Genomic DNA, 21,051 nt, shown 5'->3' on the forward strand with positions numbered 1-21,051 from the left:
GGCCCGGAGGCCCGGAGAAACCGGACCGGGGGCCGGGGTCAGGCGACCACGGTCAGGGGGCCACGACCCGCGGCCCGCGGGCCCGGGGGGGGCTACGCCGGGTCGGCGATGACGACGAGCGCGTGGCGCAGCGTCCGGTCACCGAGCCGGTAGCCCTTGCGCAGGACGGTGCCGATCACCTTCTCGTCGCCCGAGGACGTGTCCTGCACCGCCTCGTGGAGCGCGGGGTCGAACCCGTCGCCCTCCTCGGCGAAGGCCTCGAGACCGAGGCCCGTGAGCGCCGAGGTGAGCTTGTCCGACACCGACTTCAGGGGACCGTCGAGGTCGCCGTGGGACTCGGCGAGCTGGAGGTCGTCGAGGATCCCGAGCAGGGACGAGACGACGTCCGCCCGCGCACCCTCGACGACGGCCTTCCGGTCGCGGTCGACCCGCCGCCGGTAGTTGGCGTACTCGGCGGTGACCCGCTGCAGGTCGGCGGTCCGCTCGTCGAGTTCGGCGCGGACGGGATCGACGTCCTGTCCGCCGACCCCGTCGAGGTCGACCGCGTCGTCCTGCGCGTCCTCCGCGGCGCGGAGGTCGTGGGGGACCGAGCCGTCGAGGACCTCGTTGACCTCGGCGTCCGCCTCCGGGTCGACGGCCGCCTCAGCGGCGGCCTCCTCCGCCTCAGCCTCGGCGGTCTCGGCGCTTGTCGCCTCGGGGTCCGTGGACTCTGGTGCTCCGGGGTCGTCGGACATGCCGCCGGAGGTGTATGCGTCAGCCATTACTTCTTCTCATCCTCCTCGTCCTCGACGACCTCGGCGTCGACGACGTTGGGGTCGCCACCGTCGGCGGCGCCGGCCTCACCGGCCTGGGCGGCCTCGGCCTCGTAGATCGCCGTGCCCATCGCCTGGGACTCGGCGGAGAGCTTCTCCACCGCGTCCTTGATGGCCTCGATGTCGTCGCCCTTGAGCGACTCGTCGACGGCGTCGGCGGCCTGCTCGACCTTCGAGCGGGTGTCGTCGGAGACCTTCTCCTTGTTGTCGTCGAGGAACTTCCGGGTCTGGTAGACCATCGACTCCGCGGAGTTGCGGACCTCCTGCTCCTCGCGGCGCTTCCGGTCCTCCTCGGCGTGGGTCTCGGCCTCCTTGACCATCCGGTCGATCTCCTCCTGGGACAGGCCGGAGCCCTCCTGGATCTTGATCGTGTTCTCCTTGCCGGTGCCCTTGTCCTTCGCCGTGACGTGGACGATGCCGTTGGCGTCGATGTCGAAGGTGACCTCGATCTGCGGCACGCCACGCGGCGCCGGGGCGATCCCGCCGAGCTCGAAGGAGCCGAGCAGCTTGTTGTGCTGCGCCATCTCGCGCTCACCCTGGAAGACCTGGATCTGCACGGAGGGCTGGTTGTCCTCGGCGGTCGTGAAGGTCTCGGACCGCTTCGTCGGGATCGTCGTGTTCCGCTCGATGAGCTTCGTCATGACGCCGCCCTTGGTCTCGATGCCGAGCGACAGGGGCGTGACGTCGAGAAGCAGGACGTCCTTGACCTCACCGCGCAGGACACCGGCCTGGAGGGCCGCACCGACGGCGACGACCTCGTCCGGGTTGACGCCCTTGTTCGGCTCCTTGCCGCCGGTGAGCTGCTTGACGAGCTCGGTGACGGCGGGCATACGGGTGGAGCCGCCGACGAGCACGACGTGCTCGATGTCGGAGACGTCGACGTCCGCGTCCTTGAGGACGGCCTCGAAGGGCTTCTTCGTCCGGTCGAGGAGGTCCTGGGTGATCTTCTGGAACTCGGTCCGGCTCAGGGTCTCGTCGAGGAACAGCGGGTTCTTGTCCGCGTCCACCGTGATGTACGGCAGGTTGATCGACGCCTGCTGGGAGGAGGACAGCTCGATCTTCGCCTTCTCCGCGGCCTCGCGGAGACGCTGGAGGGCCATCTTGTCCTTGGTCAGGTCGATGCCGTGGGCGGCCTTGAACTTCTCGACGAGCCAGTCGACGATCCGCTGGTCCCAGTCGTCACCGCCGAGCTCGTTGTCGCCGGAGGTCGCGCGGACCTCGACGACACCGTCGCCGATCTCGAGCAGCGAGACGTCGAACGTGCCGCCACCGAGGTCGAAGACGAGGATGGTCTGCTCCTTGTCGCCCTTCTCCAGCCCGTAGGCGAGGGCGGCGGCCGTCGGCTCGTTGACGATGCGCAGGACGTTGAGGCCCGCGATCTGGCCGGCCTCCTTCGTGGCCTGGCGCTGGGCGTCGTTGAAGTACGCCGGGACGGTGATGACGGCGTCGGTGACGTCCTCACCGAGGTAGCTCTCCGCGTCCCTCTTCAGCTTCTGCAGGGTGCGGGCGGAGATCTCCTGGGCGGTGTAGGACTTGTCGTCGATGTCGACCTTCCAGTCCTCACCGATGTGCCGCTTGACGGAGCGGATGGTGCGGTCGACGTTCGTCACCGCCTGGTTCTTGGCCGACTGCCCGACGAGCACCTCACCGTTCTTGGCGAAGGCGACGATCGAGGGCGTCGTCCGGGAGCCCTCGGAGTTGGCGATGACCGTGGCCTCGCCACCCTCCAGGACAGACACCACAGAGTTGGTGGTGCCGAGGTCGATACCTACTGCGCGTCCCATAGTGAATATTCCTCCTGTGACGGGTCAATGTGTGTTGAGCGCCTGCGGCGCAGGATGCGTCACCGGGGCACTCCGCCGCCGGCACTCTCAGTGCACCGCGCTCATGTCTGGTTCCCAGTGTGGTCACCGACGGTGTGCGCGTCAAGCGACCTTGAGTGGGTCACGCTCAACGTTCTGTCACCCTGCACAACGGGTCCCCCCGCGATCTTGTTCCCGATCCGCTCAACTTTTTTTGCCGCCGCAGGTCAGGAGGGGTTCCGACGCCGCCCTCCACCCTCGCCACCCCGGGCGCCCCCGTCACCCCGCCGCCCACCTACGATCGAGCCATGAGCACAGCGATGCACCTCGCGGCGGTCCGGCTCCGCCTCACCGACCGCCGGCGGCTGTCCTCCCCCGCCCGCCTCCGCCGCCACCTCGACGCCCGGGTCGCCCGCGCCCGGGACGCCGCCCGCCGCCGCGCCGCCGACCCCGTCGGCGGGGTCCCCCGGGGGCCGGTGCCGCACGAACTGCGCCAGACCTGCCACACCCGGTTCCGTGACCTGCCCGGGACGACGGTCCACACGCTCGTCCCCGCCACCGACGAACCGAGCGACACCCCCCGCGACATCTGCGTCTACCTGCCCGGCGGCCACCACATCGACCCGCCGGACGCCGCCCGCTGGGGCCTCGTGTCCCGCCTGACGGACGCGGGCTTCCGCGTCGACGTGCCGGTGACGGACCCGCCGCCCCTCGTCACGGCGGCGACGGCGGTGCCCGTCGTCCGGCAGGTCCTCGCCGAGGCCCGGGCGGCGGCCGCGGCGACCGGGCACCGGGTCGTCCTCCTCGGGGAGGGCGCGGGCGGGGGGCTCGCGCTCGCCGCCCTCCTCGCCGACCCCGCCCCGGGGGACCCCGGGGTCACGACGGCACCCTCCCGCGTCGCGCTCGTCTCCCCCTGGCTCGACCCGGCCCTCGACGACCCTGCCGTCGCCGGGCTCGTCGGGCGCGACCCCGTGCTGCACCCGGCGGGGCTGCGCGTCGCCGCCGAGGCCTGGCGGGGCGACCTCCCGGCCGACGACCCGCGGGTCGCCCCGCTGGCCGCACCGTCGCTGCGCGGGCTGCCGCCGGTGGAGGTGTGGGCCGGCGACCGGGAGATCCTCCTGCCCGGGTGCCGCGCCCTCGCCGCGCGGCTCGCGGCGGAGGGCGTCCCGCACCGGCTCCACGTCACCCCCGGTGCCGTGCACGCCTGGCTGCTCGCGTCGACCCCCGAAGGACGCCGCGACGCGTCGGCGCTGGTCAACGATCTTCTGGAAGGGTGACCTGAGCGGGCCCCGGGGCCCGCGGGAGCCTGCACAACACCCCCACAACGGGTGTGCCTCAGGACACAGAACCGATTATTTCTCTCCGTGAGCGACTGCTAGAGTGCCAGGCAAGTGCTCACAACATAACAATTCACCACCCCCAACTGCTCGTGCCGACGGCGAGACTGATGGTGAGACAGCCTTCGGCGCTCCGGACCACCGGTGACTCCGGTGACCGAGACACATCAAGGAGCTGCACATGACTCTACTGGCTGCAGGCGAGGCAACCCGAGGTGACATACCCTGGGAGATCACCGTTCCCCTGGGGATCATCGGTGCGCTGCTCTCGCTCCCCGCGTGGGTGTTCTTCCTCCGCGGAGTGGTCCACATCATCTCGACGATCCGCCTCGGCCAGCCGGCGATGTCCCGGCTGGACCACCCGGTCCGCCGCCTGGTGAACCTCATCCGCGAGATCGTCGGCCACACCAAGATGGCGAAGAAGCCGGGCATCGCCCTGGCCCACTGGTTCGTCATGGTGGGCTTCATCCTCGGCTCCCTCGTGTGGTTCGAGGCGTACATCCAGATCTTCAACCCCGAGGGCGGCTGGCCGATCATCGGCGACCTCGGCATCTACCACCTCGTCGACGAGATCCTCGGCCTCGGCACGGTCCTCGGCATCCTCGCGCTCATCATCGTGCGCCAGCGGATCCGTGACCGGGACAAGAAGGCCCGCTTCTACGGGTCGAACATGGTCGCGGCGTACTTCGTCGAGATCGTCGTCCTCATCGAGGGCCTCGGCATGATCTTCGTGAAGGCCTCGAAGATCGCGACGTTCGAGAGCTACCACGGCGGGCACGTGTGGAGCGACTTCTTCACGATGCAGCTCGCGCACCTCCTGCCGCAGTCCCCGCTGCTCGTGTCGATCTTCGCCCTCATCAAGCTGCTCTCCGGCATGATCTGGCTGTTCATCGTCGGCCAGCACGTCACGTGGGGCGTCGCCTGGCACCGGTTCATGGCCTTCTTCAACATCTTCCTCAAGCGCAACGCCGACGGCCGCAACGCCCTCGGCGCGGCGAAGCCGATGACCTCCGGCGGGCGCATGCTCACCATGGAGAACGCGGACCCGGAGGACGACACGATCGGCGTCGGCACCATCGACGACTTCACGTGGAAGGGCTGGATGGACTTCACCTCCTGCACGGAGTGCGGGCGGTGCCAGGAGCAGTGCCCGGCGTGGAACACCGCCAAGCCGCTGAGCCCGAAGATGCTCATCACGAACCTGCGCGACCACGCCTACGAGTCCGCGCCGTACCTCCGCGCGGCCCGCTCCCAGGCGGGTCAGTCCGCCGGCCTGTTCACCGGTGAGGCCCCGGACGTCTCGGCCGTGGCGCTCGCCGACCCGCAGGCGGACATGCACGCCGACCTGCCGCTGCTCCAGCTCGTCGCCTCCGGCGACATGGGTGTCATCGACCCCGACGTCCTGTGGTCCTGCACGAACTGCGGCGCGTGCGTCGAGCAGTGCCCGATCGACATCGAGCACATCGACCACATCGTCGACATGCGCCGCTACCAGGTGCTCGTCGAGTCCGAGTTCCCGACGGAGCTCGGCGGCCTGTTCAAGAACCTCGAGACCAAGGGCAACCCCTGGGGCCAGAACAACAACAAGCGCTCCGAGTGGATCGAGAAGGCCAAGGCCGACGGCATCGACGTGCCGGTCTTCGGTGAGGACGTCGAGAACTTCGACGACACCGAGTACCTGTTCTGGGTCGGCTGCGCGGGTGTCTACGACGACAACGCCGCGAAGACGACGCGCGCCGTCGCCGAGCTGCTCCACACCGCCGGCGTGAAGTACGCCGTCCTCTCCGAGGCGGAGGGCTGCACGGGTGACTCCGCCCGCCGCGCGGGCAACGAGTTCCTCTTCCAGATGCTCGCCGAGCAGAACATCGAGATCCTCAACAACACCTTCGAGGGTGTCCCGCCGAAGCAGCGGAACATCATCGTCACGTGTGCGCACTGCTTCAACACCCTGCGCAACGAGTACCCGGACCTCGGTGGCGTGTACAACGTCATGCACCACACGCAGCTGCTCAACAAGCTCATCCGCGAGCGCCGCCTGGAGCCGGTCGCGTCGAACCAGACGGGCCGCAAGGTCACGTACCACGACCCCTGCTTCCTCGGCCGGCACAACAAGGTCTTCGAGGCCCCGCGTGAGCTCATCGCGTCCTCGGGCGCGGACCTCGTCGAGATGCCGCGCAACCGCAACACCGGCTTCTGCTGCGGCGCCGGCGGCGCGCGCATGTGGATGGAGGAGCAGATCGGTGAGCGCATCAACCTCAACCGCACGGACGAGGCGCTGGCCACCGGCAGTGAGCAGATCGCCGTGGGCTGCCCGTTCTGCAAGACGATGCTCACGGACGGTGTGAACAACCGCCAGGCCGACGTCGACAACAAGAAGGACCGCACCGCGGTCGTCGACATCGCCCAGATGTTCCGCGACGCGATCCTCGTCGACGGCGAACTGCCCGCCCCGAAGGAGCCCGCCTTCGTCGGGACGCCGGAGCGTGGCTGGGTCGACGAGGAGAAGCTCGCCCGCGAGGAGGCCGAGCGCAAGGCCGAGGAGGAGGCGCAGCGCAAGGCCGAGGAGGAGAAGGCCCGGAAGAAGGCCGAGGCCGAGAAGAAGAAGGCCGAGCAGGCTGAGCAGGCTGCCCAGGCAGGGGACGACGCCGCGCCTCAGGCGGCCGGCGCCCCCGCACCGGGTGGCGCTCCCGCCCCGGGCGGTGCCCCCGCCCCGGGTGGCGCGCCGTCCGCCCCGAAGGCCGGCGCTCCGTCGGCCCCGGCCGCCCCGGGTGCTCCCGCTGCGCCGAAGGCTGGCGCACCGGCTGCGCCGTCGGCACCGTCGGCTGGCGCTCCCGCCGCCCCGGGTGCCCCCAATGCTCCCTCGGCTCCGGGCGCACCGGCTGCGCCGTCGGCTCCGTCGGCTGGCGCTCCCGCTGCCCCGGGTGCTCCCAAGGCTCCCTCGGCTCCGGGTGCTCCGGCTGCGCCGTCGGCACCGTCGGCTCCGTCGGCTGGCGCTCCGGCCGCCCCGGGTGCCCCCAAGGCTCCCTCGGCTCCGGGCGCACCGGCCGCTCCGTCGGCACCGTCCGCTCCGTCGGCTGGCGCTCCGGCCGCCCCGGGTGCTCCCGCTGCCCCGTCGGCTCCGGGTGCTCCCGCTGCCCCGGGCGCACCGGCAGCGCCGAAGGCTCCGTCGGCTCCCGAGACCGAGCCCGAGGCCGAGGCTGAGCCCGCGACCGAGGCTGAGGCTGAAGCCCCGGCCGAGACCGAGTCGAAGCCTGAAGCCGCGGCCCCGTCCGACGGCCCGATCAAGCTGACCCGGAACGCCCCCGGCGCTCCCGGCGCCCCGGGTGCTCCCGGCGCACCGAAGGCCTGACCGCCGCCGCGACGGACCACGGCCCGCACGGGCCGCCCACGACAACCCCCGCCACCCGGACCACAGGTGGCGGGGGTTGTCCGTCTGGTGCGGCGCTCCCCTCCCCGACCGCGCGCACCGTGTACCAGTTCCGCGGGACGCAGGCGGGGTGCGCACGTCCGCGGCCCCCCGTCGCCCCCGCGGCCCGTTATGTGACGTGGAGGAGGGGCCGGTTAAGATGGACGGGACTGGCCGACCGGCCGACGACCGGGTCACCACCCGGCGGCGATCTCGATGAAATGACCCCATGAGCGACCCTTCTGACCCGAACGCCCGCCGCACCGGACACGGCGACGTCCCCCGCGACACCGACGCATTCGAGGACACCGACTTCGACGTCACCGACGACGCCGACTCCGCAGGACATGCCCCGGACGGGGCGGCGACCGGCGACACCCCTGCCTCTGACACGTCTGCATCACAGACCACGGATGCCGACGCCGCCGAGACCGAGGTCATGCCGGCGTCCCACGACGCCTCCGGGCCCGCCGACGGCACCGACGGCACCGACGCGCCCGCCCCGGACGAGGCCGGCTCCCCGACCGGGGCCGACGCGCCGGCGGCGGACGGCTCGGTGACGGACGGCTCTGCGAAGGACACGACGGCTGGCGGCTCGGTGACGGACGGCTCTGCGAAGGACACGACGGCCGGCGGCTCGGCGACGGACGGGTCAACGACCCGCGACGCGGTGGGCACCGCCCGCGACCCGGAGTCCACGGGCATCATCCCGGTCGTCCCCACCCCGGACGACGACGAAGACGCCGGCTCGGACGCTGACCACGTGACCGCGTCGACCCCCACCGGCGGGACCGGCACCGACACCGACGGCGAGACCGACGGCGGGGACGCCGCGACCGCGACCGCCACTGCCGCGACCGCCACTGAGGGCACCGACACCGACGGCGAGGGCGGGACCGACACCGGCACCGACGACGGGGACGACGCCGACGACACCGAGGGCGACGACGACGAGGACGAGGGCCCGCTGACGTTCCGCGACCGCCTGCGCTCGATCCCCGTCCCCGTGCTCATCCTCGCGGTCGGCGCGGTGCTCGCGGTCGTCGCGGCGATCCTCGGCATGGGCGTCATGAAGGGCATCAACGGCGACGACGCGGACAACTCGCACGGCTTCACCAGCGTCCGCCCCGAGTTCCGCACCCCGCCGACGACCGGCCGGTACGACACCGAGTCCGAGACGGCCCCCGCCGGCGGCGGCTCCGGGTCGGGCTCGGGGTCGGGCTCGGGCTACGGCTCGGGGTCCGGGGACGGATCCGGGTACGGCACGTCCGACGGTGGCGGCCAGGACTCCGGGAGCGGTCAGGGGGACGACGGTTCCTCCCCGTCGTCCGGCGGCTCCGGCACCGGCGGCGGCCAGGGCGGTGGACAGGCCCCCGCCACGCCGGCGCAGCCGCAGGCGCCGGCGGGTGGCACCGGGTCGCCGCAGGGCACCCCGGGCGACGCCGGCCAGGGTGGTCAGTCCGGCCAGTCGGGCCAGGGTGGTCAGAACGGCCAGTCGGGTCAGTCCGGTCAGACCGGGCAGGGCGGTCAGAGCGGCCAGGGCAACCAGGGCGGCCAGTCGGGCCAGAACGGTCACGGCGGCCAGTCCGGCCAGGGCGGTCAGTCCGGCCAGAACGGCCAGGGTGGCCAGGGCGGCCACACCGGTCAGGACGCCGGCGCGGGCGGCGGCACCGCCACCGGCCACGGCCAGACGGGTGGAACGCAGACCCGCTGACGCGCGTCGTCGTTCCCCTCTCCCCTCCGACCTGGCACCATAGGAACAATGAACTCCTCTCCTCTCCGACCGCACCAGCTGCGCACCCTCGACCAGTCGCGGAAGCTGCAGAACGTCCTCTACGAGATCCGCGGCCCGGTGAACGCCGAGGCGGAGCGGATGGAGGCGGACGGCCACCGGATCCTCAAGCTCAACACCGGCAACCCGGCCGTGTTCGGCTTCGAGGCCCCGGACGTCATCATGCGGGACATAATCGCCGCGCTGCCGACGGCGCAGGGCTACTCCACGTCGAAGGGGATCGCCTCCGCCCGGCGCGCGGTCGTCACCCGCTACGAGCTCGTCCCGGACTTCCCGTCCTTCGACATCGAGGACGTCTACCTCGGCAACGGGGTCTCCGAGCTCATCACCATGACGACGCAGGCGCTCCTCGACGACGGCGACGAGGTCCTCATCCCCGCGCCGGACTACCCGCTGTGGACGGCGGCGACGTCCCTCGCGGGCGGCCGGCCGGTGCACTACCTCTGCGACGAGGAGGACGACTGGAACCCGTCGATCGAGGACATCGAGGCGAAGATCACCGAGCGCACGAAGGCGATCGTCGTCATCAACCCGAACAACCCCACCGGCGCGGTGTACCCGCGCGAGATCCTCCAGCGGATCGTCGACATCGCCCGGGAGCACTCGCTGCTCATCCTCGCCGACGAGATCTACGACAAGATCCTGTACGACGGCGCCACCCACATCAACATCGCCGGCATGTGCCCTGACCTGCTGTGCATCACCTTCAACGGGCTGTCGAAGGCGTACCGGGTCGCCGGGTACCGGGCGGGGTGGATGGTCATCACCGGCCCGAAGGCCCACGCCCGCGGGTTCATCGAGGGGATCACGCTCCTCGCGTCGACGCGCCTGTGCCCGAACGTGCCGGCCCAGCACGGCATCCAGGTGGCCCTCGGCGGAAGGCAGTCCATCGACGACCTCGTCCTCCCCGGCGGCCGGCTGCTCGAACAGCGCACCGTGGCCTACGAGAAGCTCAACGAGATCCCGGGCCTGAGCTGCGTCAAGCCGATGGGCGCGCTGTACTGCTTCCCGCGCATCGACCCGGACGTCCACGAGATCCACGACGACGAGAAGTTCATGTTCGACCTCCTCCGCGCGGAGAAGATCCACCTCGTGCAGGGCACGGGGTTCAACTGGCCGACGCCGGACCACTTCCGCGTCGTCACCCTGCCGTGGGCCCGCGAGCTCTCTGATGCGATCGAGCGACTCGGCAACTTCCTGGCGAGCTACAAGCAGTAGGCTGACCCCCGCACGGTCCCCCGCCGTCGCCCGCTGGTCGCGCCGGCGGGCGCCCCTCCAGCGAAAGGCCAGCCGACGTGGGAAGACATCATGCCCCGGATCCGCTGAAGAACGTCACGCACGCCCACGGCCACGGGCACAGCCACGGCTTCGGGCCCGCCGGGTCACACGGTGACGCCGCCGGCGGGCACAGTCATGACAGTCGGGACGGCGGCGGCGCGCACGGTCACGCGCACGGCGCCGCCGACGCCGCCGGGGACGGCCGCGGGGGCCGCCTCCGGTTCCGCCGCGCCGACTGGACCCCGGCGCGCACGGCCCTCGCGCTGCTGCTCCTCGTCGGGGCGGTCGTCACGGCCGTGGCGATGGTCCTCCAGTGGCCGGACCACGACGCCCCCGCGACGAGCTCCGACTTCCACCAGACGTCCGAACTGGGCCACAGCCTGTCCGAGGGCACCGTCGCCCTCCGCACGACCGGCGGCTGCCACTCCCCGTCCGTCGGCCGGGTCTTCGACTCCGCCCCCGCGACGGACTTCGGGGACGACGCCACGTGTACGCAGATCATCGTCGACCTCACCTCCGGGCCGGACGCGGGGCACCGCACCCTGCTCATGACCTCGGACGTGCCGGGCGAACCGGACCTGCAGCCCGGTGACGCGATCCGGCTCATCACCTCCGACGCGCAGGACGCCCCCGGGCAGCGGGCGTACGCGTTCCAGGACTACCAGCGGGACACCCCGGTGTGGCTGTGGGTCGCGGCGACGCTCGTCGGGATCGTCATCGTCGGCGCGTGGCGGGGCGTCCGCGCGATCATCGGCCTCGCGGTGACGCTCGTGACCGTCGGCGGGTTCCTCATCCCGGCCCTCGCCCGGGGCACCGACCCGGTGCCGCTCGCGGTGACGTGCTGCGCGGCGGTGCTGTACCTCGTGCTCTACCTCGTCCACGGGATCAGCTGGAAGACGTCCGCGGCGCTCGCCGGGACGCTCATCGCGATGCTCCTCGGCGCGGTGCTCGGCGGGTGGGCCGTCGGGTCGAGCCAGCTGCGCGGCCTCGGCGACGAGAACAACCTCCAGGTGCTGCTCTACCTGCCCCAGGTGGAGATCACGGGGCTCATGCTCGCGGGGTTCACCGTCGGCACGCTCGGCGTGCTCAACGACGTCACGGTCGCGCAGGCGTCGACGATCAACGAGCTCCACGAGCTCGACCCGACAGCCGGGCCGCTGCGGTTGTTCGCCGCGGCGATGCGGGTCGGCCGGGACCACATCGCGTCGACGCTGTACACGCTCGTGCTCACGTACGCGGGGGCGGCCCTGCCGATGCTCGTGCTGCTCAGCGTGTCCGGCCGCCGCCTGGAGCAGATGCTGACCTCGGACGTCATGGCCGGGGAGATCATGCGCTCGGCGACGGGCGCCCTCGCCCTTGTGACAGCTGTACCATTGACGACGATCATCGCCGCCGTCACCGTGCGGCGGCGGGCGGCGCGGGGGACGGCCCCGGACACGCAGGCCGGCCGGGACACCCCGGCCACCGGGTCCAGCCAGGACACCCAGGACACCCCGGCCACCCACCTCACCCCGAACACGCAGGACAAGGAGGTCCCCACGCGATGACACGCCGGTCACAGGGGGTGCAGGAGCCGCAGGGGTCACCGGAGTCCCCGCGCCCGGACCGGTTCTGGTGGGAGCGCTGCGACGCGTGGACCCCGTGCGCGCGGCTCCGCGAGGTCGTCGGGCGGATCCCGCCGGGCGCGGTGGAGACGGTCATCGCCACCGCGTTCGTCGCCCTCGACGTGTGGCACGCGGTCCGCCCGGACGCGGCCCCGGTGTTCTTCTCCGCGGCGCTCATCGTCGCGATCGCGTTCACCCCGCGCCTGCCGCGCATCATGACCGTCCTGTTCCTCGTGACGTTCGTGACCTACGTCGTGACGACGGTGCACTTCCAGATGCTCATGTTCCTCCCGATGCTGCTCATCGAGCTGCTCGCGTCGCGGGGGCGGTTCGTCCTCACCGCCGTCGTCGTGCCGGTCATCGCGGTGTTCACCTTCTACGACGTCAGTGACGCGGAGGGGTTCGTCGTCGAACCCACCGCGATCATCGTGTGGATCGTCGTGACGACGCTGGCGCTCGTCACCGGGCGCGTGCGGTGGGGTATCCGCGCCCAGCGCACCCAGCTCACCCGGGAGCGGGAGGTGGACCTGCGCAGCCAGCGGCTCGCGATCGCCTCCGACCTCCACGACTCCGTGGCGAAGTCGCTGACCTCGATCGTCATGCGGGCCGAGGCGCTCGCGCTCAACCCGTCGACGGACCCGGGGACCGCCGGTGAGCTGCGGAAGATCTCGGAGGCGGGCCGCCGGTCGATGGAGGAGCTGCGGGCGATGCTGTCCCTGCTCAGCCAGAGTGACCGCGCGCGGGTGCAGCGGAGGGTGACGACGCCGGGTCTCATGGAGACACTCACCGCGATCACGGTCGAGCTCGAGGGGGCGGGGCTCGACGTCGACTCCACGGTGCGCGGCGTCGAGACCCTCGACCACGACTTCAGCTCCGAGGCGTTGCAGATGGCGAACAAGATCCTCGTCGAGGCGGCGACGAACGCCGCGAAGTACACCCCGCGCCACGGGGTCGTGTCCCTGCGCGCCGAGCGGCGCGACGGCGGGCCGGGCGCCGGGGGCGCGGGGGAGGTCGTCATCACGATGACGAACCCGATCGACCGGGGCGTGAAGAAGCGCTACATGACGAGCGGCCTCGGGCTGCCGGCGATGACGTCCCGGGCGAAGACGGTGGGGGCGACGGTGACGACGTCCCAGCACAAGGGCCAGTGGACGACCACCCTCCGCCTCCCCCGTGTGACGAATCCCACACCGTGAGAAACATGTGGAAGAAGCATATTGTGTGCGTGTTACTCAGCCCCTCCCGTTGCAGGCCACGAGGGGCGTGACTACTATCGCGTTGAGCTCGCAATAACCCTGCGGGATCCACACCCTCGCCACACGAGAGAAAGTCTGGAACCACCATGAAGAAGCTCACGCTCTCCGTCAGCGCACTCGTGACCGGGGCGACCCTCATGGGCCTCGGCACGCCGGCCGCCACCGCGGCCCCCTCCGCGCAGCGGGTCCCGACCGTGTCCAGCTACGGCTACCCGGGGGAGATCCTCAGCTGCCGCGCGCACCCGTCGAACTTCTACTGCGCCCGCTGACCTGCCGCGCGGACGGACCTCCCGGGCGGCGGACCGCCGCGCGCCCGTCGTGTCACCGCTCCCCCGCCGACCGCACCCCAACCCCCCGAGAAGCCATGGTCTATGCCTAACGCACACCCCATCCGCGTGATCGTCGTCGACGACGACCCGCTGGTCCGCTCGTCCCTGCGTCTCTACTTCTCGTCCGACGAGGACATCGTCGTCGTCGGCGAGGCGGCGAACGGGTCAGAGGCCGTCGACCTCATCGAACGTCACCTCGTCGACGTCGTCATGGCGGACATCCACATGCCGGAGATGGACGGACTCACGCTGCTCGACCGCGTGCGCGCACGCTCCAACCCGCCGGTGTTCATCGGGATGACCGCCCTCGACTCCGACGAGACGATGCTCCACATCCTCTCCCACGGGGGACACGGCTACGTGCTCAAGAGCTCGGAGCCGCAGTTTCTCATCCAGGCCGTCAAGGACGCCTACAAGGGCGGGACGACGGTCTCCCCCCAGCCCGCGTCCCGGCTCATGCAGCACCTCCCGCAGAACCGCGGGTCGGTCGACGTCAAGAAGGTCGACCTCAACGAGACCGAGGAACTCGTCCTCTCGCTGCTGTGCGAGGGGCTGTCCAACTCCGACATCTCCAAGCGCTCCGGGTTCTCCGAGGCGACGGTGAAGAAGTACGTCTCCTCGCTCTTCGAGCGTTTCAACGCGACCTCCCGGCTGAGCCTCGCCGTCAACGCGCTCAACAGCGGGTTCACGCCGCGTCCCGACGCCGGCGACGCCTGACTCCCGGCGCCTGAGTCCCGGTGCCTGACTCCTGACGCCTGAGTCCCGGTGCCTCCGCGGCGCCGACTGACCCCGGCTGACGTCCCCCGACCCCCCGCCCGACGCAGCGGCGGCGTCGGGTGCCCACGCGTGTCCGTCGACCCCCCGGAACCGGGAGAGAACAGGACGGGACTGAGACGGGAACGGCGCGGCACCCGGGGCGGAGGTCCCACCCGGAGGAACCACACAGGGGAACACTCTCCACCACCCCCGCCACACATCGGGGGATTCCGGCTGCCGCACCACAGCACACCCACACAGTGTGCGTCAGTGCCCGTCACCACCCCGGGGTCTCACCCCGGGGTCTGCGAGGAGCGGTCCGCTGTCCGCAGGACCGTGCTCCATGATGCCAACGCGCCCCGGGGTCGCCAATACTCTTTCGGTTCCTGTTGCCAACAGAGCCGTAGACCTTCGTCTACCGGGGCATCGCCGCAGGGTGCGCGGCGTGTCGCGCGGGCGCGGGCGTGCCGCACGGACGTGCGTCGTCGCCGTCCGGCCGTGCCCTCCCGGATCCCCTCAGTGCGCGGCGTGCCGCGCGGGCGCGGGCGTGCGGGTCTTCGCCGTCCGGCCGCGCCCGAGGGCCTGGTACTCCCACCCGGCGGCGGTCCACGCCTCGGCGTCGAGGCAGTTCCGGCCGTCGAGCATGACGGGCGCATCCCACGTGTCTCCCGCAGCCGCCCCCGCAGCCGCGCCCTGACCCCCACCCGGGGCCGCCCCCGGAGCCCCGTCCCCGCCGGTGGCCTCCCCCCGCACGCAGCGCAGCGCCCACGCCGGGTCGAGCCGGCGGAACTCCCGCCACTCCGTCGCGAGGACGACGACCTCCGCGCCGGCGAGCGCCTCCTCGACGCCGCTGGCGTAGCCGAGCGTCGGGAACAGCTGCCGCGCGTTGTCCATCGCCTGCGGGTCGTACACCGTGACCTGCGCCCCCGCGAGGGACAGCGCGCCGGCGACGTTGAGCGCCGGGGAGTCGCGGACGTCGTCGCTCTCCGGCTTGAACGCCGCGCCGAGGACGGTGATGTTGTGGCCCAGCACCGAGCCCCCGCACGCCTTCCGGCACAGCTGCACCATCTTCTCGCGGCGGCGCATGTTGATCGCGTCGACCTCGCGGAGGAACGTCAGCGCCTGGTCGGCCCCGAGTTCGCCCGCGCGGGCCATGAACGCGCGGATGTCCTTCGGCAGGCAGCCGCCGCCGAAGCCCAGGCCCGCGCCGAGGAACTTCGGCCCGATCCGCTCGTCGAGCCCGATCGCCGCGGCGAGCTGCGTGACGTCCGCGTCCGCGGCCTCGCACACCTCGCTGACGGCGTTGATGAAGCTGATCTTGGTCGCGAGGAACGCGTTCGCGCTGACCTTCACCAGCTCCGCGGTCGGCAGGTCGGTGACGAGCAGCGGGGTGCCCTCGGCGAGCGGCTGCGCGTAGACCTCGCGGGCGACGCGTTCCGCCCGGCCGCCGGGCCGGTCCGTGCCGAGGACGATCCGGTCGGGGTGCATCGTGTCCTCGACGGCCTTTCCCTCGCGGAGGAACTCCGGGTTCCAGCAGATCTCGAGGGCGTCCCCGGCGCGCTCCCGGAGGGCGTGGGCGGTGCCGACGGGCACGGTGGACTTCCCGAGGACGAGGTGCACCGGGCCCGCACCGTCCGTGCCGTCCGCACCGTCTGCGCCGTCGGAGGCACCGTCAAGGGTGCCGACGGGCCCGTCGCCGTCACCGGTCGCGGTCCCCGGGCCCACCCCGGCCTCGACGAGCCCGGTGAGGGTGTCGACGACCGCCTCCACGTACCGCGTGTCCGCCCGGTAGGACCCCTTGCGCTGCGGCGTCCCGACGCCGATGAAGTGCACGGTCGCGTGGCGCACGGCCTCGGAGGGGTCCGTCGTGAACCGCAGCCGACCCTCCCGCAGCCCCCGGGCGAGGATCTCCTCCAGACCGGGTTCGTAGAACGGCACCGTCCCCGCGTTGAGCATCTCCACCTTCCGGGCGTCGACGTCGACGCCGAGGACGTCGTGGCCGAGTTCGGCCATGCAGGCGGCGTGGGTCGCGCCGAGGTACCCCGTCCCGAACACAGTCATCTTCATACCGGGAAGTGGTACCAGCCCGAGGTGAACCGCCGGTGACCGCGCCGTGTCCCCGCGGTGACACCCCCGGTCACGCGCCGATGAGCCCCTTGCGCACGAGCCAGTCCCGCGCGATCGTCTCCGGCTCCGCCTTCTCCTCCCCCGAGCTGCGGCGGTTCATGTCCAGCAGGTCCTTCGTCGTGAGGGCGAACTGGACGTCCCGCAGCCTGTCACGGGCGTGCTGCGGCAGCCGGTCGCGCCGCATGACCGGCAGGACGTTCTGCGGGAGGATGAGGTTCTTCGGGTCCGCGAGGGTCACCGTGTCCACCGCGTGGCCCGTGCGGTCGGTGACGGGGGACGTCGTGTACACGTCCGCGACCTCGACGGTGCCGTCGGTGAGGGCGGTGACGGTCAGCGGTCCGCCCCCGTCGGACACGGGGGTGACGGACAGCCGGTCGCGGTCGACGCCGTACACCGAGGCGATGCCGTCGGGCCCGTAGGGGCGCGTCGCGAGCTCGGGGTTGCCGGCGATCCGCACCCGGTCGAGGCCCGCGAGATCGGACAGGGTCTTGAGGTGGTGCTCCTGCGCGACGGAGCGGAGGACCCGGTAGGCGTCCTTCGACTCCGCCCGCGCGGGGTCGCCGGTCTCCAGGGAGTCGGGGAGCACCCGGTCGAGGACCCGGTCGACGGCCCGGCCGTCCGCCCCCGGGCCGAGTTGCCGCAGCTCCCGCTCGTCGTCCGCGGCGTAGTACTGGGCGAGGTTGCCGGAGTACTCGGGCACGACGTCGATGTCCCCGGCCTGCAGCGCGGACAGGTACACGTCGCGGGAGCCGATCCCGGCGCGGAGGTCGGCGTCGACCCCCGCGTCCCGGAGGGTGAGGACGTAGAGCTGGGCGACGATCTCGCTCTCGGGGAAGTTCGCGGCGCCGACGGTGACGGTGCCGTCGTCGCCCCCGCCGGTGGCGAGGGGGTCGCCGCCGCACGCGGTGAGGCCGACGGCCGCGACGAGGAGCGCCGCGAGGACGGTGGTCGCGCGGGTGACGGCGGCGCGCAGCCGGCCGGCCGGGCCGTGCGTGGTGCGGCGGTCGCGGGTGGTGAGGGTGCCGCGGATGGCGCGCGGGTCGAGGGTGGTGCGGCCGGCGCGCGGGCCGGGGGCGGGGAGGTGCGGGGGGCGGGAGGGGCGTGCGGCCCGGTCCGGGTGGGGGTCCATGCGGGGTCCTGAAGGTCGTGTGGGGTGCGTGGTCTCGTCGGTGCCGGGTCCCGACGCTGCCGTGCCCGTCACGGCACGGTACCGCGTCCAGACGATACGCCGGACGGGCGGTCCGCGGTCACCGATCCGCGCGTTCCGCGGCGGCGTGCGTCGTCGTCGCCCCCGGACCTCAACCCCGGCCGCCCGTCGACATCCGCGGGCGGCTCCACCGCTGGACCAGGGCGAGCACCCCCTCGGCGACGAGGGCGACGACGATGACCGACCCGGCCCCGACGAGCACCGTGGGGTAGTCCCGGGTCGCCAGGCCGTCGAGGACGTAGCGGCCGAGGCCCCCGAGCCCGATGTACGCGCAGACCGTGGCCGTCGCCAGCACCTGGAGCACCGCCGAACGGATGCCGTCGACGATCATCGGCGCGGCGAGCGGCAGTTCGACCCGGAGGAGGATCTGCCGCTCGCTGAGCCCCACGGCCCGGGCGGCGACGACGGTGTCCCGGTCGACCGACTCCACCCCCGCCGCCGTGCCGGCGAGGACCGGCGGCACGGCGAGGAGCACGAGGACGGCGACGGCGGGCACGACCGCGTGCCCGGTCGCCCCCGGGACCGCGAGGGCGAGGAACGTCAGCAGGCCCAGCGACGGCAGCGCCCGCAGGGCACCGCCGAGGCCGATGACGAGCCCCCGGAACCGGCCGGTGTGCCCGACGGCCAGCCCCGCGGGCACGGCCAGCACGACCGTGACAGCCATCGCGAGCAGGCTGTACCACAGGTGTTGGCCCACCCGGGTCCACAGACCGGCGGCGCCGGACCACGTCTCCGGGCGGGTGAGCAGGTGGAACGTCTCCGTCAGCACGGGCTACACCCCCGCCCGGGAACGCCAGGGCATGAGCACCCGGCCCACGCCGACGAGCACAAGGTCGAGGACCACCGCGACGGCCACGACCCCGACGACCCCCGCGAGGACCTGCGTCGGGAACCCCCGCTGGAACCCGCGGGTGAAGAGGTCCCCGAGGGTGCTCACCCCGATGAGCGAGCCGACGGACGCGAGACTCACCGTCGACGCCGAGACGACCCGCACCCCGGTGAGCAGGGCGGGACCGGCCAGCGGCAGCTCGACGGCGACGAACCGTCCCCACCCCGAGTGGCCGACGGCGACCGCGGCGTCGCGGAGGTCCGCGTCCACCGTGGCGAACGCCTCGGCGGCGACGCGGACGAGGAGCGCGACACCGTAGAGCAGCAACGCGACGACGACGTTGAGCGGGCTGAGGATCGACACCCCCATGATGTACGGCAGGATGACGAACAACGCCAGCGACGGCACCGCGTACACCAGGCCCGTCACGGCCAGCACACCCGTGCCGACGACCGCCGTGCGCCGCCGGCGGCCGAGGCGGTGGACGCCCCACCCCAGCGGCACGGCGACGAGGAACGACAGCACGACCGCCGGGACGCAGAGCAGCACGTGGTCCCACGCGAGCTCCACCACGGATCCGGCGTTGGTGCGCAGCCAGCCGACGTCGACGCCCGCGACGTCGCGGGTGAGGGGGTGGGTGGTGGTGGCGTGGGTGGCGGCGGTGGCGTGGGCGAGGGCGGCGGTCATGACCGGTCCCCCGGCGTGGCACCGGCACCGTCGGCGTCGGCGTCGAGCGTCCCGACGATCCGCCCGCGCGCGTCCTGCACGACCCGCCTGCCCGCGACGGTCCCGACCTGCAGGCCCCGGCGCTGCCCGCCGACGAAACTCTCCACGAACCCGTCCGCCGGGCGGAGCATGAGGTCCTCCGGCGTCCCCGCCTGCGCCACCCGCGCCCCGTCCCGCAGCACGACCACCCGGTCGCCCAGCGCGAAGGCCTCGTCGACGTCGTGCGTCACGAGGATGACGGTCTTGCCGAGCTCCTCCTGGAGCCGCCCGACCTGGTCCTGGAGGTCGCGCCGGACGATCGGGTCGACCGCCCCGAAGGGCTCGTCCATGAGGAGGATGTCCGGGTCCCCGGCGAGGGCCCGGGCGACGCCCACCCGTTGCTGCTGCCCGCCGGACAGCTGCCGGGGGTAGCGGTCGAGCAGCTCCGGGTGGAGGTCGACGAGCTCCGCGGCGTGGCGGATCCGCTCGTCGAGCCCCGACCCCCGGGTGCCGGTGAGGCGCGGCACGGTGCCGATGTTGTCCCGCACCGTGCGGTGCGGGAGCAGGCCCGCGTTCTGGATGACGTACCCGATCGACCGCCGCAGCGCGACGGGGTCGCGGTCGCCCACGGCGGCGCCGTCGATGCGGACCGTGCCGGACGTCGGCTCGACGAGGCGGTTGACGCAGCGGAGCAGCGTGGTCTTGCCGCAGCCGGACGAGCCGAGCAGGACCGTCACCTCGCCGGTGGGGACCTCGAGGGAGAAGTCGCGGACCGCGGGCGGACCGGCCCCCGGGTAGTGGACGGTGACGGAGTCGAAGGTGATCACGGTGAGGGGTGCGCTCCAGACGGGTCGCGGGGGCGCGGCGGGCGCCGCGCCGGCGTCACGACCGGAAGTTGAGGTAGGCGCGCGACGGGGTGGGGCCGCGCTGCCCCTGGTACTTCGAGCCGAGCGTACCCGAACCGTAAGGGTTCTCCGCGGGGCTGCTCATGGAGAACAGGGCGAGCTGGCCGATCTTCATCCCCGGGTACAGGGCGATCGGCAGGTTCGCGGTGTTCGACAGCTCCAGGGTGATGTGCCCGTGGAACCCGGGGTCGATGAACCCGGCCGTCGAGTGCGTGAGCAGGCCCAGGCGGCCGAGGGAGGACTTCCCCTCCAGGCGGCCGGCGAGGTCGTCCGGGATCGTCACCGCCTCGAGGGTCGCGCCGAGGACGAACTCGCCCGGGTGGAGGATGAACGCCTCGTCGGCGTCGACCTCGACGAGTGTCGTGAGGTCCTCCTGCGGCTGCTTCGGGTCGATGTGCGTGTACCGGGAGTTGTTGAACACCCGGAAGTAGCGGTCGAGCCGGACGTCCAGGCTCGACGGCTGCACGAGGGACGCGTCGAGGGGGTCGACGCCCAGGTGTCCGGAGGCGAGGGCGGCACGGATGTCTCGGTCGGAGAGAAGCACGCCACAACCCTAGCGCAGGGGCGGATCGGCGTGGTGGAACGCCGGTGCCGGGGCGGGCGGCCGCGGCGGTGCCCTGGTACGGGGGCGGATTGCCGCGGCGGCGCGGGCGTATGTTAGAGTCTGTTCCCACAGCGCACGGCACACTGTCCGGACGCTGGGCGGCCCGTGGTCGGCCGCCGGTCACGAGCAGATCGTGGACACTGCCGATGTAGTTCAATGGTAGAACTCCTGCTTCCCAAGCAGGCGGCGCGGGTTCGATTCCCGTCATCGGCTCCAGAACAGGACGAGGGCGTCCCCGGATTTCCGGGGGCGCCCTCGTCGCGTGCGCACCTGCGTGGCGGGCCGCCGGGCACGCGTGCCGG

16 protein-coding genes and 1 tRNA gene are annotated in these 21,051 nt (G+C 72.4%); 9 read left to right on the top strand and 8 right to left on the bottom strand.

The genetic code is table 11. The annotated features are described in order from the left end of the window. Positions 1-92: 92 nt before the first annotated feature. On the bottom strand, positions 93-761 hold the full coding sequence (gene grpE / locus CBOVI_RS09415; protein ID WP_010264416.1) for a nucleotide exchange factor GrpE: 669 nt from the start codon (positions 759-761) through the stop codon (positions 93-95). Beyond that, entirely contained in the window at positions 761-2,596 is a 1,836-nt protein-coding gene (gene dnaK, locus CBOVI_RS09420; protein ID WP_029157672.1) for a molecular chaperone DnaK, read from the bottom strand. The genes grpE and dnaK overlap by 1 nt, the downstream gene beginning before the upstream one ends. A gap of 326 nt (positions 2,597-2,922) precedes the next feature. On the opposite strand from dnaK, the gene CBOVI_RS09425 reads away from it, so the two are divergent. From CBOVI_RS09425 to CBOVI_RS09460, 8 genes are all read left to right on the top strand, one after another. Beyond that, positions 2,923-3,891: an alpha/beta hydrolase fold domain-containing protein gene (locus CBOVI_RS09425; RefSeq protein WP_125187373.1), complete on the top strand. Its 969-nt coding sequence runs from the start codon at positions 2,923-2,925 to the stop codon at positions 3,889-3,891. A gap of 241 nt (positions 3,892-4,132) precedes the next feature. Beyond that, positions 4,133-7,300 (top strand): (Fe-S)-binding protein, encoded by a 3,168-nt coding sequence (locus CBOVI_RS09430; RefSeq protein WP_125187372.1) that lies wholly within the window; start codon positions 4,133-4,135, stop codon positions 7,298-7,300. Positions 7,301-7,586: 286 nt separating this feature from the next. Next, positions 7,587-9,071 carry a hypothetical protein gene (locus CBOVI_RS09435; RefSeq protein ID WP_010271544.1) on the top strand — a complete coding sequence of 495 codons (1,485 nt, stop codon included), beginning with the start codon at positions 7,587-7,589 and terminating at the stop codon, positions 9,069-9,071. 48 nt (positions 9,072-9,119) lie between these two features. Further along, complete coding sequence (locus tag CBOVI_RS09440) at positions 9,120-10,367, top strand: pyridoxal phosphate-dependent aminotransferase (protein WP_010271546.1); 1,248 nt, start codon at positions 9,120-9,122, stop codon at positions 10,365-10,367. 77 nt (positions 10,368-10,444) lie between these two features. After that, positions 10,445-11,974 carry a YibE/F family protein gene (locus tag CBOVI_RS09445; protein ID WP_125186227.1) on the top strand — a complete coding sequence of 510 codons (1,530 nt, stop codon included), beginning with the start codon at positions 10,445-10,447 and terminating at the stop codon, positions 11,972-11,974. Next, entirely contained in the window at positions 11,971-13,227 is a 1,257-nt protein-coding gene (locus tag CBOVI_RS09450; protein WP_010272347.1) for a sensor histidine kinase, read from the top strand. The genes CBOVI_RS09445 and CBOVI_RS09450 overlap by 4 nt, the downstream gene beginning before the upstream one ends. A gap of 146 nt (positions 13,228-13,373) precedes the next feature. Then, positions 13,374-13,556: a hypothetical protein gene (locus CBOVI_RS09455; RefSeq protein WP_010272343.1), complete on the top strand. Its 183-nt coding sequence runs from the start codon at positions 13,374-13,376 to the stop codon at positions 13,554-13,556. A 102-nt stretch (positions 13,557-13,658) separates the two neighbouring features. Next, positions 13,659-14,333 carry a response regulator gene (locus tag CBOVI_RS09460; RefSeq protein ID WP_043362644.1) on the top strand — a complete coding sequence of 225 codons (675 nt, stop codon included), beginning with the start codon at positions 13,659-13,661 and terminating at the stop codon, positions 14,331-14,333. A 555-nt stretch (positions 14,334-14,888) separates the two neighbouring features. Here CBOVI_RS09460 and CBOVI_RS09465 read toward each other — a convergent pair. From CBOVI_RS09465 to dcd, 6 genes are all read right to left on the bottom strand, one after another. After that, positions 14,889-16,439, bottom strand: a complete 1,551-nt coding sequence (locus CBOVI_RS09465; RefSeq protein ID WP_010272337.1) for a UDP-glucose dehydrogenase family protein — start codon at positions 16,437-16,439, stop codon at positions 14,889-14,891. Positions 16,440-16,509: 70 nt separating this feature from the next. Beyond that, a complete protein-coding gene (locus tag CBOVI_RS09470; RefSeq protein ID WP_125187368.1) occupies positions 16,510-17,628 on the bottom strand; it encodes an ABC transporter substrate-binding protein in 1,119 nt (372 codons plus the stop codon). 169 nt (positions 17,629-17,797) lie between these two features. Next, positions 17,798-18,475, bottom strand: coding sequence for an ABC transporter permease (locus CBOVI_RS09475; protein ID WP_010267482.1), 678 nt, complete (start codon positions 18,473-18,475; stop codon positions 17,798-17,800). A 3-nt stretch (positions 18,476-18,478) separates the two neighbouring features. After that, a complete protein-coding gene (locus CBOVI_RS09480; protein WP_010267483.1) occupies positions 18,479-19,222 on the bottom strand; it encodes an ABC transporter permease in 744 nt (247 codons plus the stop codon). Beyond that, on the bottom strand, positions 19,219-20,067 hold the full coding sequence (locus CBOVI_RS09485; RefSeq protein ID WP_010267484.1) for an ABC transporter ATP-binding protein: 849 nt from the start codon (positions 20,065-20,067) through the stop codon (positions 19,219-19,221). The genes CBOVI_RS09480 and CBOVI_RS09485 overlap by 4 nt, the downstream gene beginning before the upstream one ends. A gap of 55 nt (positions 20,068-20,122) precedes the next feature. Next, positions 20,123-20,689: a dCTP deaminase gene (dcd, locus tag CBOVI_RS09490; protein ID WP_010267485.1), complete on the bottom strand. Its 567-nt coding sequence runs from the start codon at positions 20,687-20,689 to the stop codon at positions 20,123-20,125. Between the two features lie 202 nt (positions 20,690-20,891). On the opposite strand from dcd, the gene CBOVI_RS09495 reads away from it, so the two are divergent. Beyond that, positions 20,892-20,965, top strand: a tRNA-Gly gene (locus CBOVI_RS09495). Positions 20,966-21,051 lie beyond the last annotated feature (86 nt).

Origin of the sequence: Corynebacterium bovis DSM 20582 = CIP 54.80 (assembly GCF_030408615.1) — a bacterium.
Classification (GTDB): Bacteria; Actinomycetota; Actinomycetes; order Mycobacteriales; family Mycobacteriaceae; genus Corynebacterium; species Corynebacterium bovis.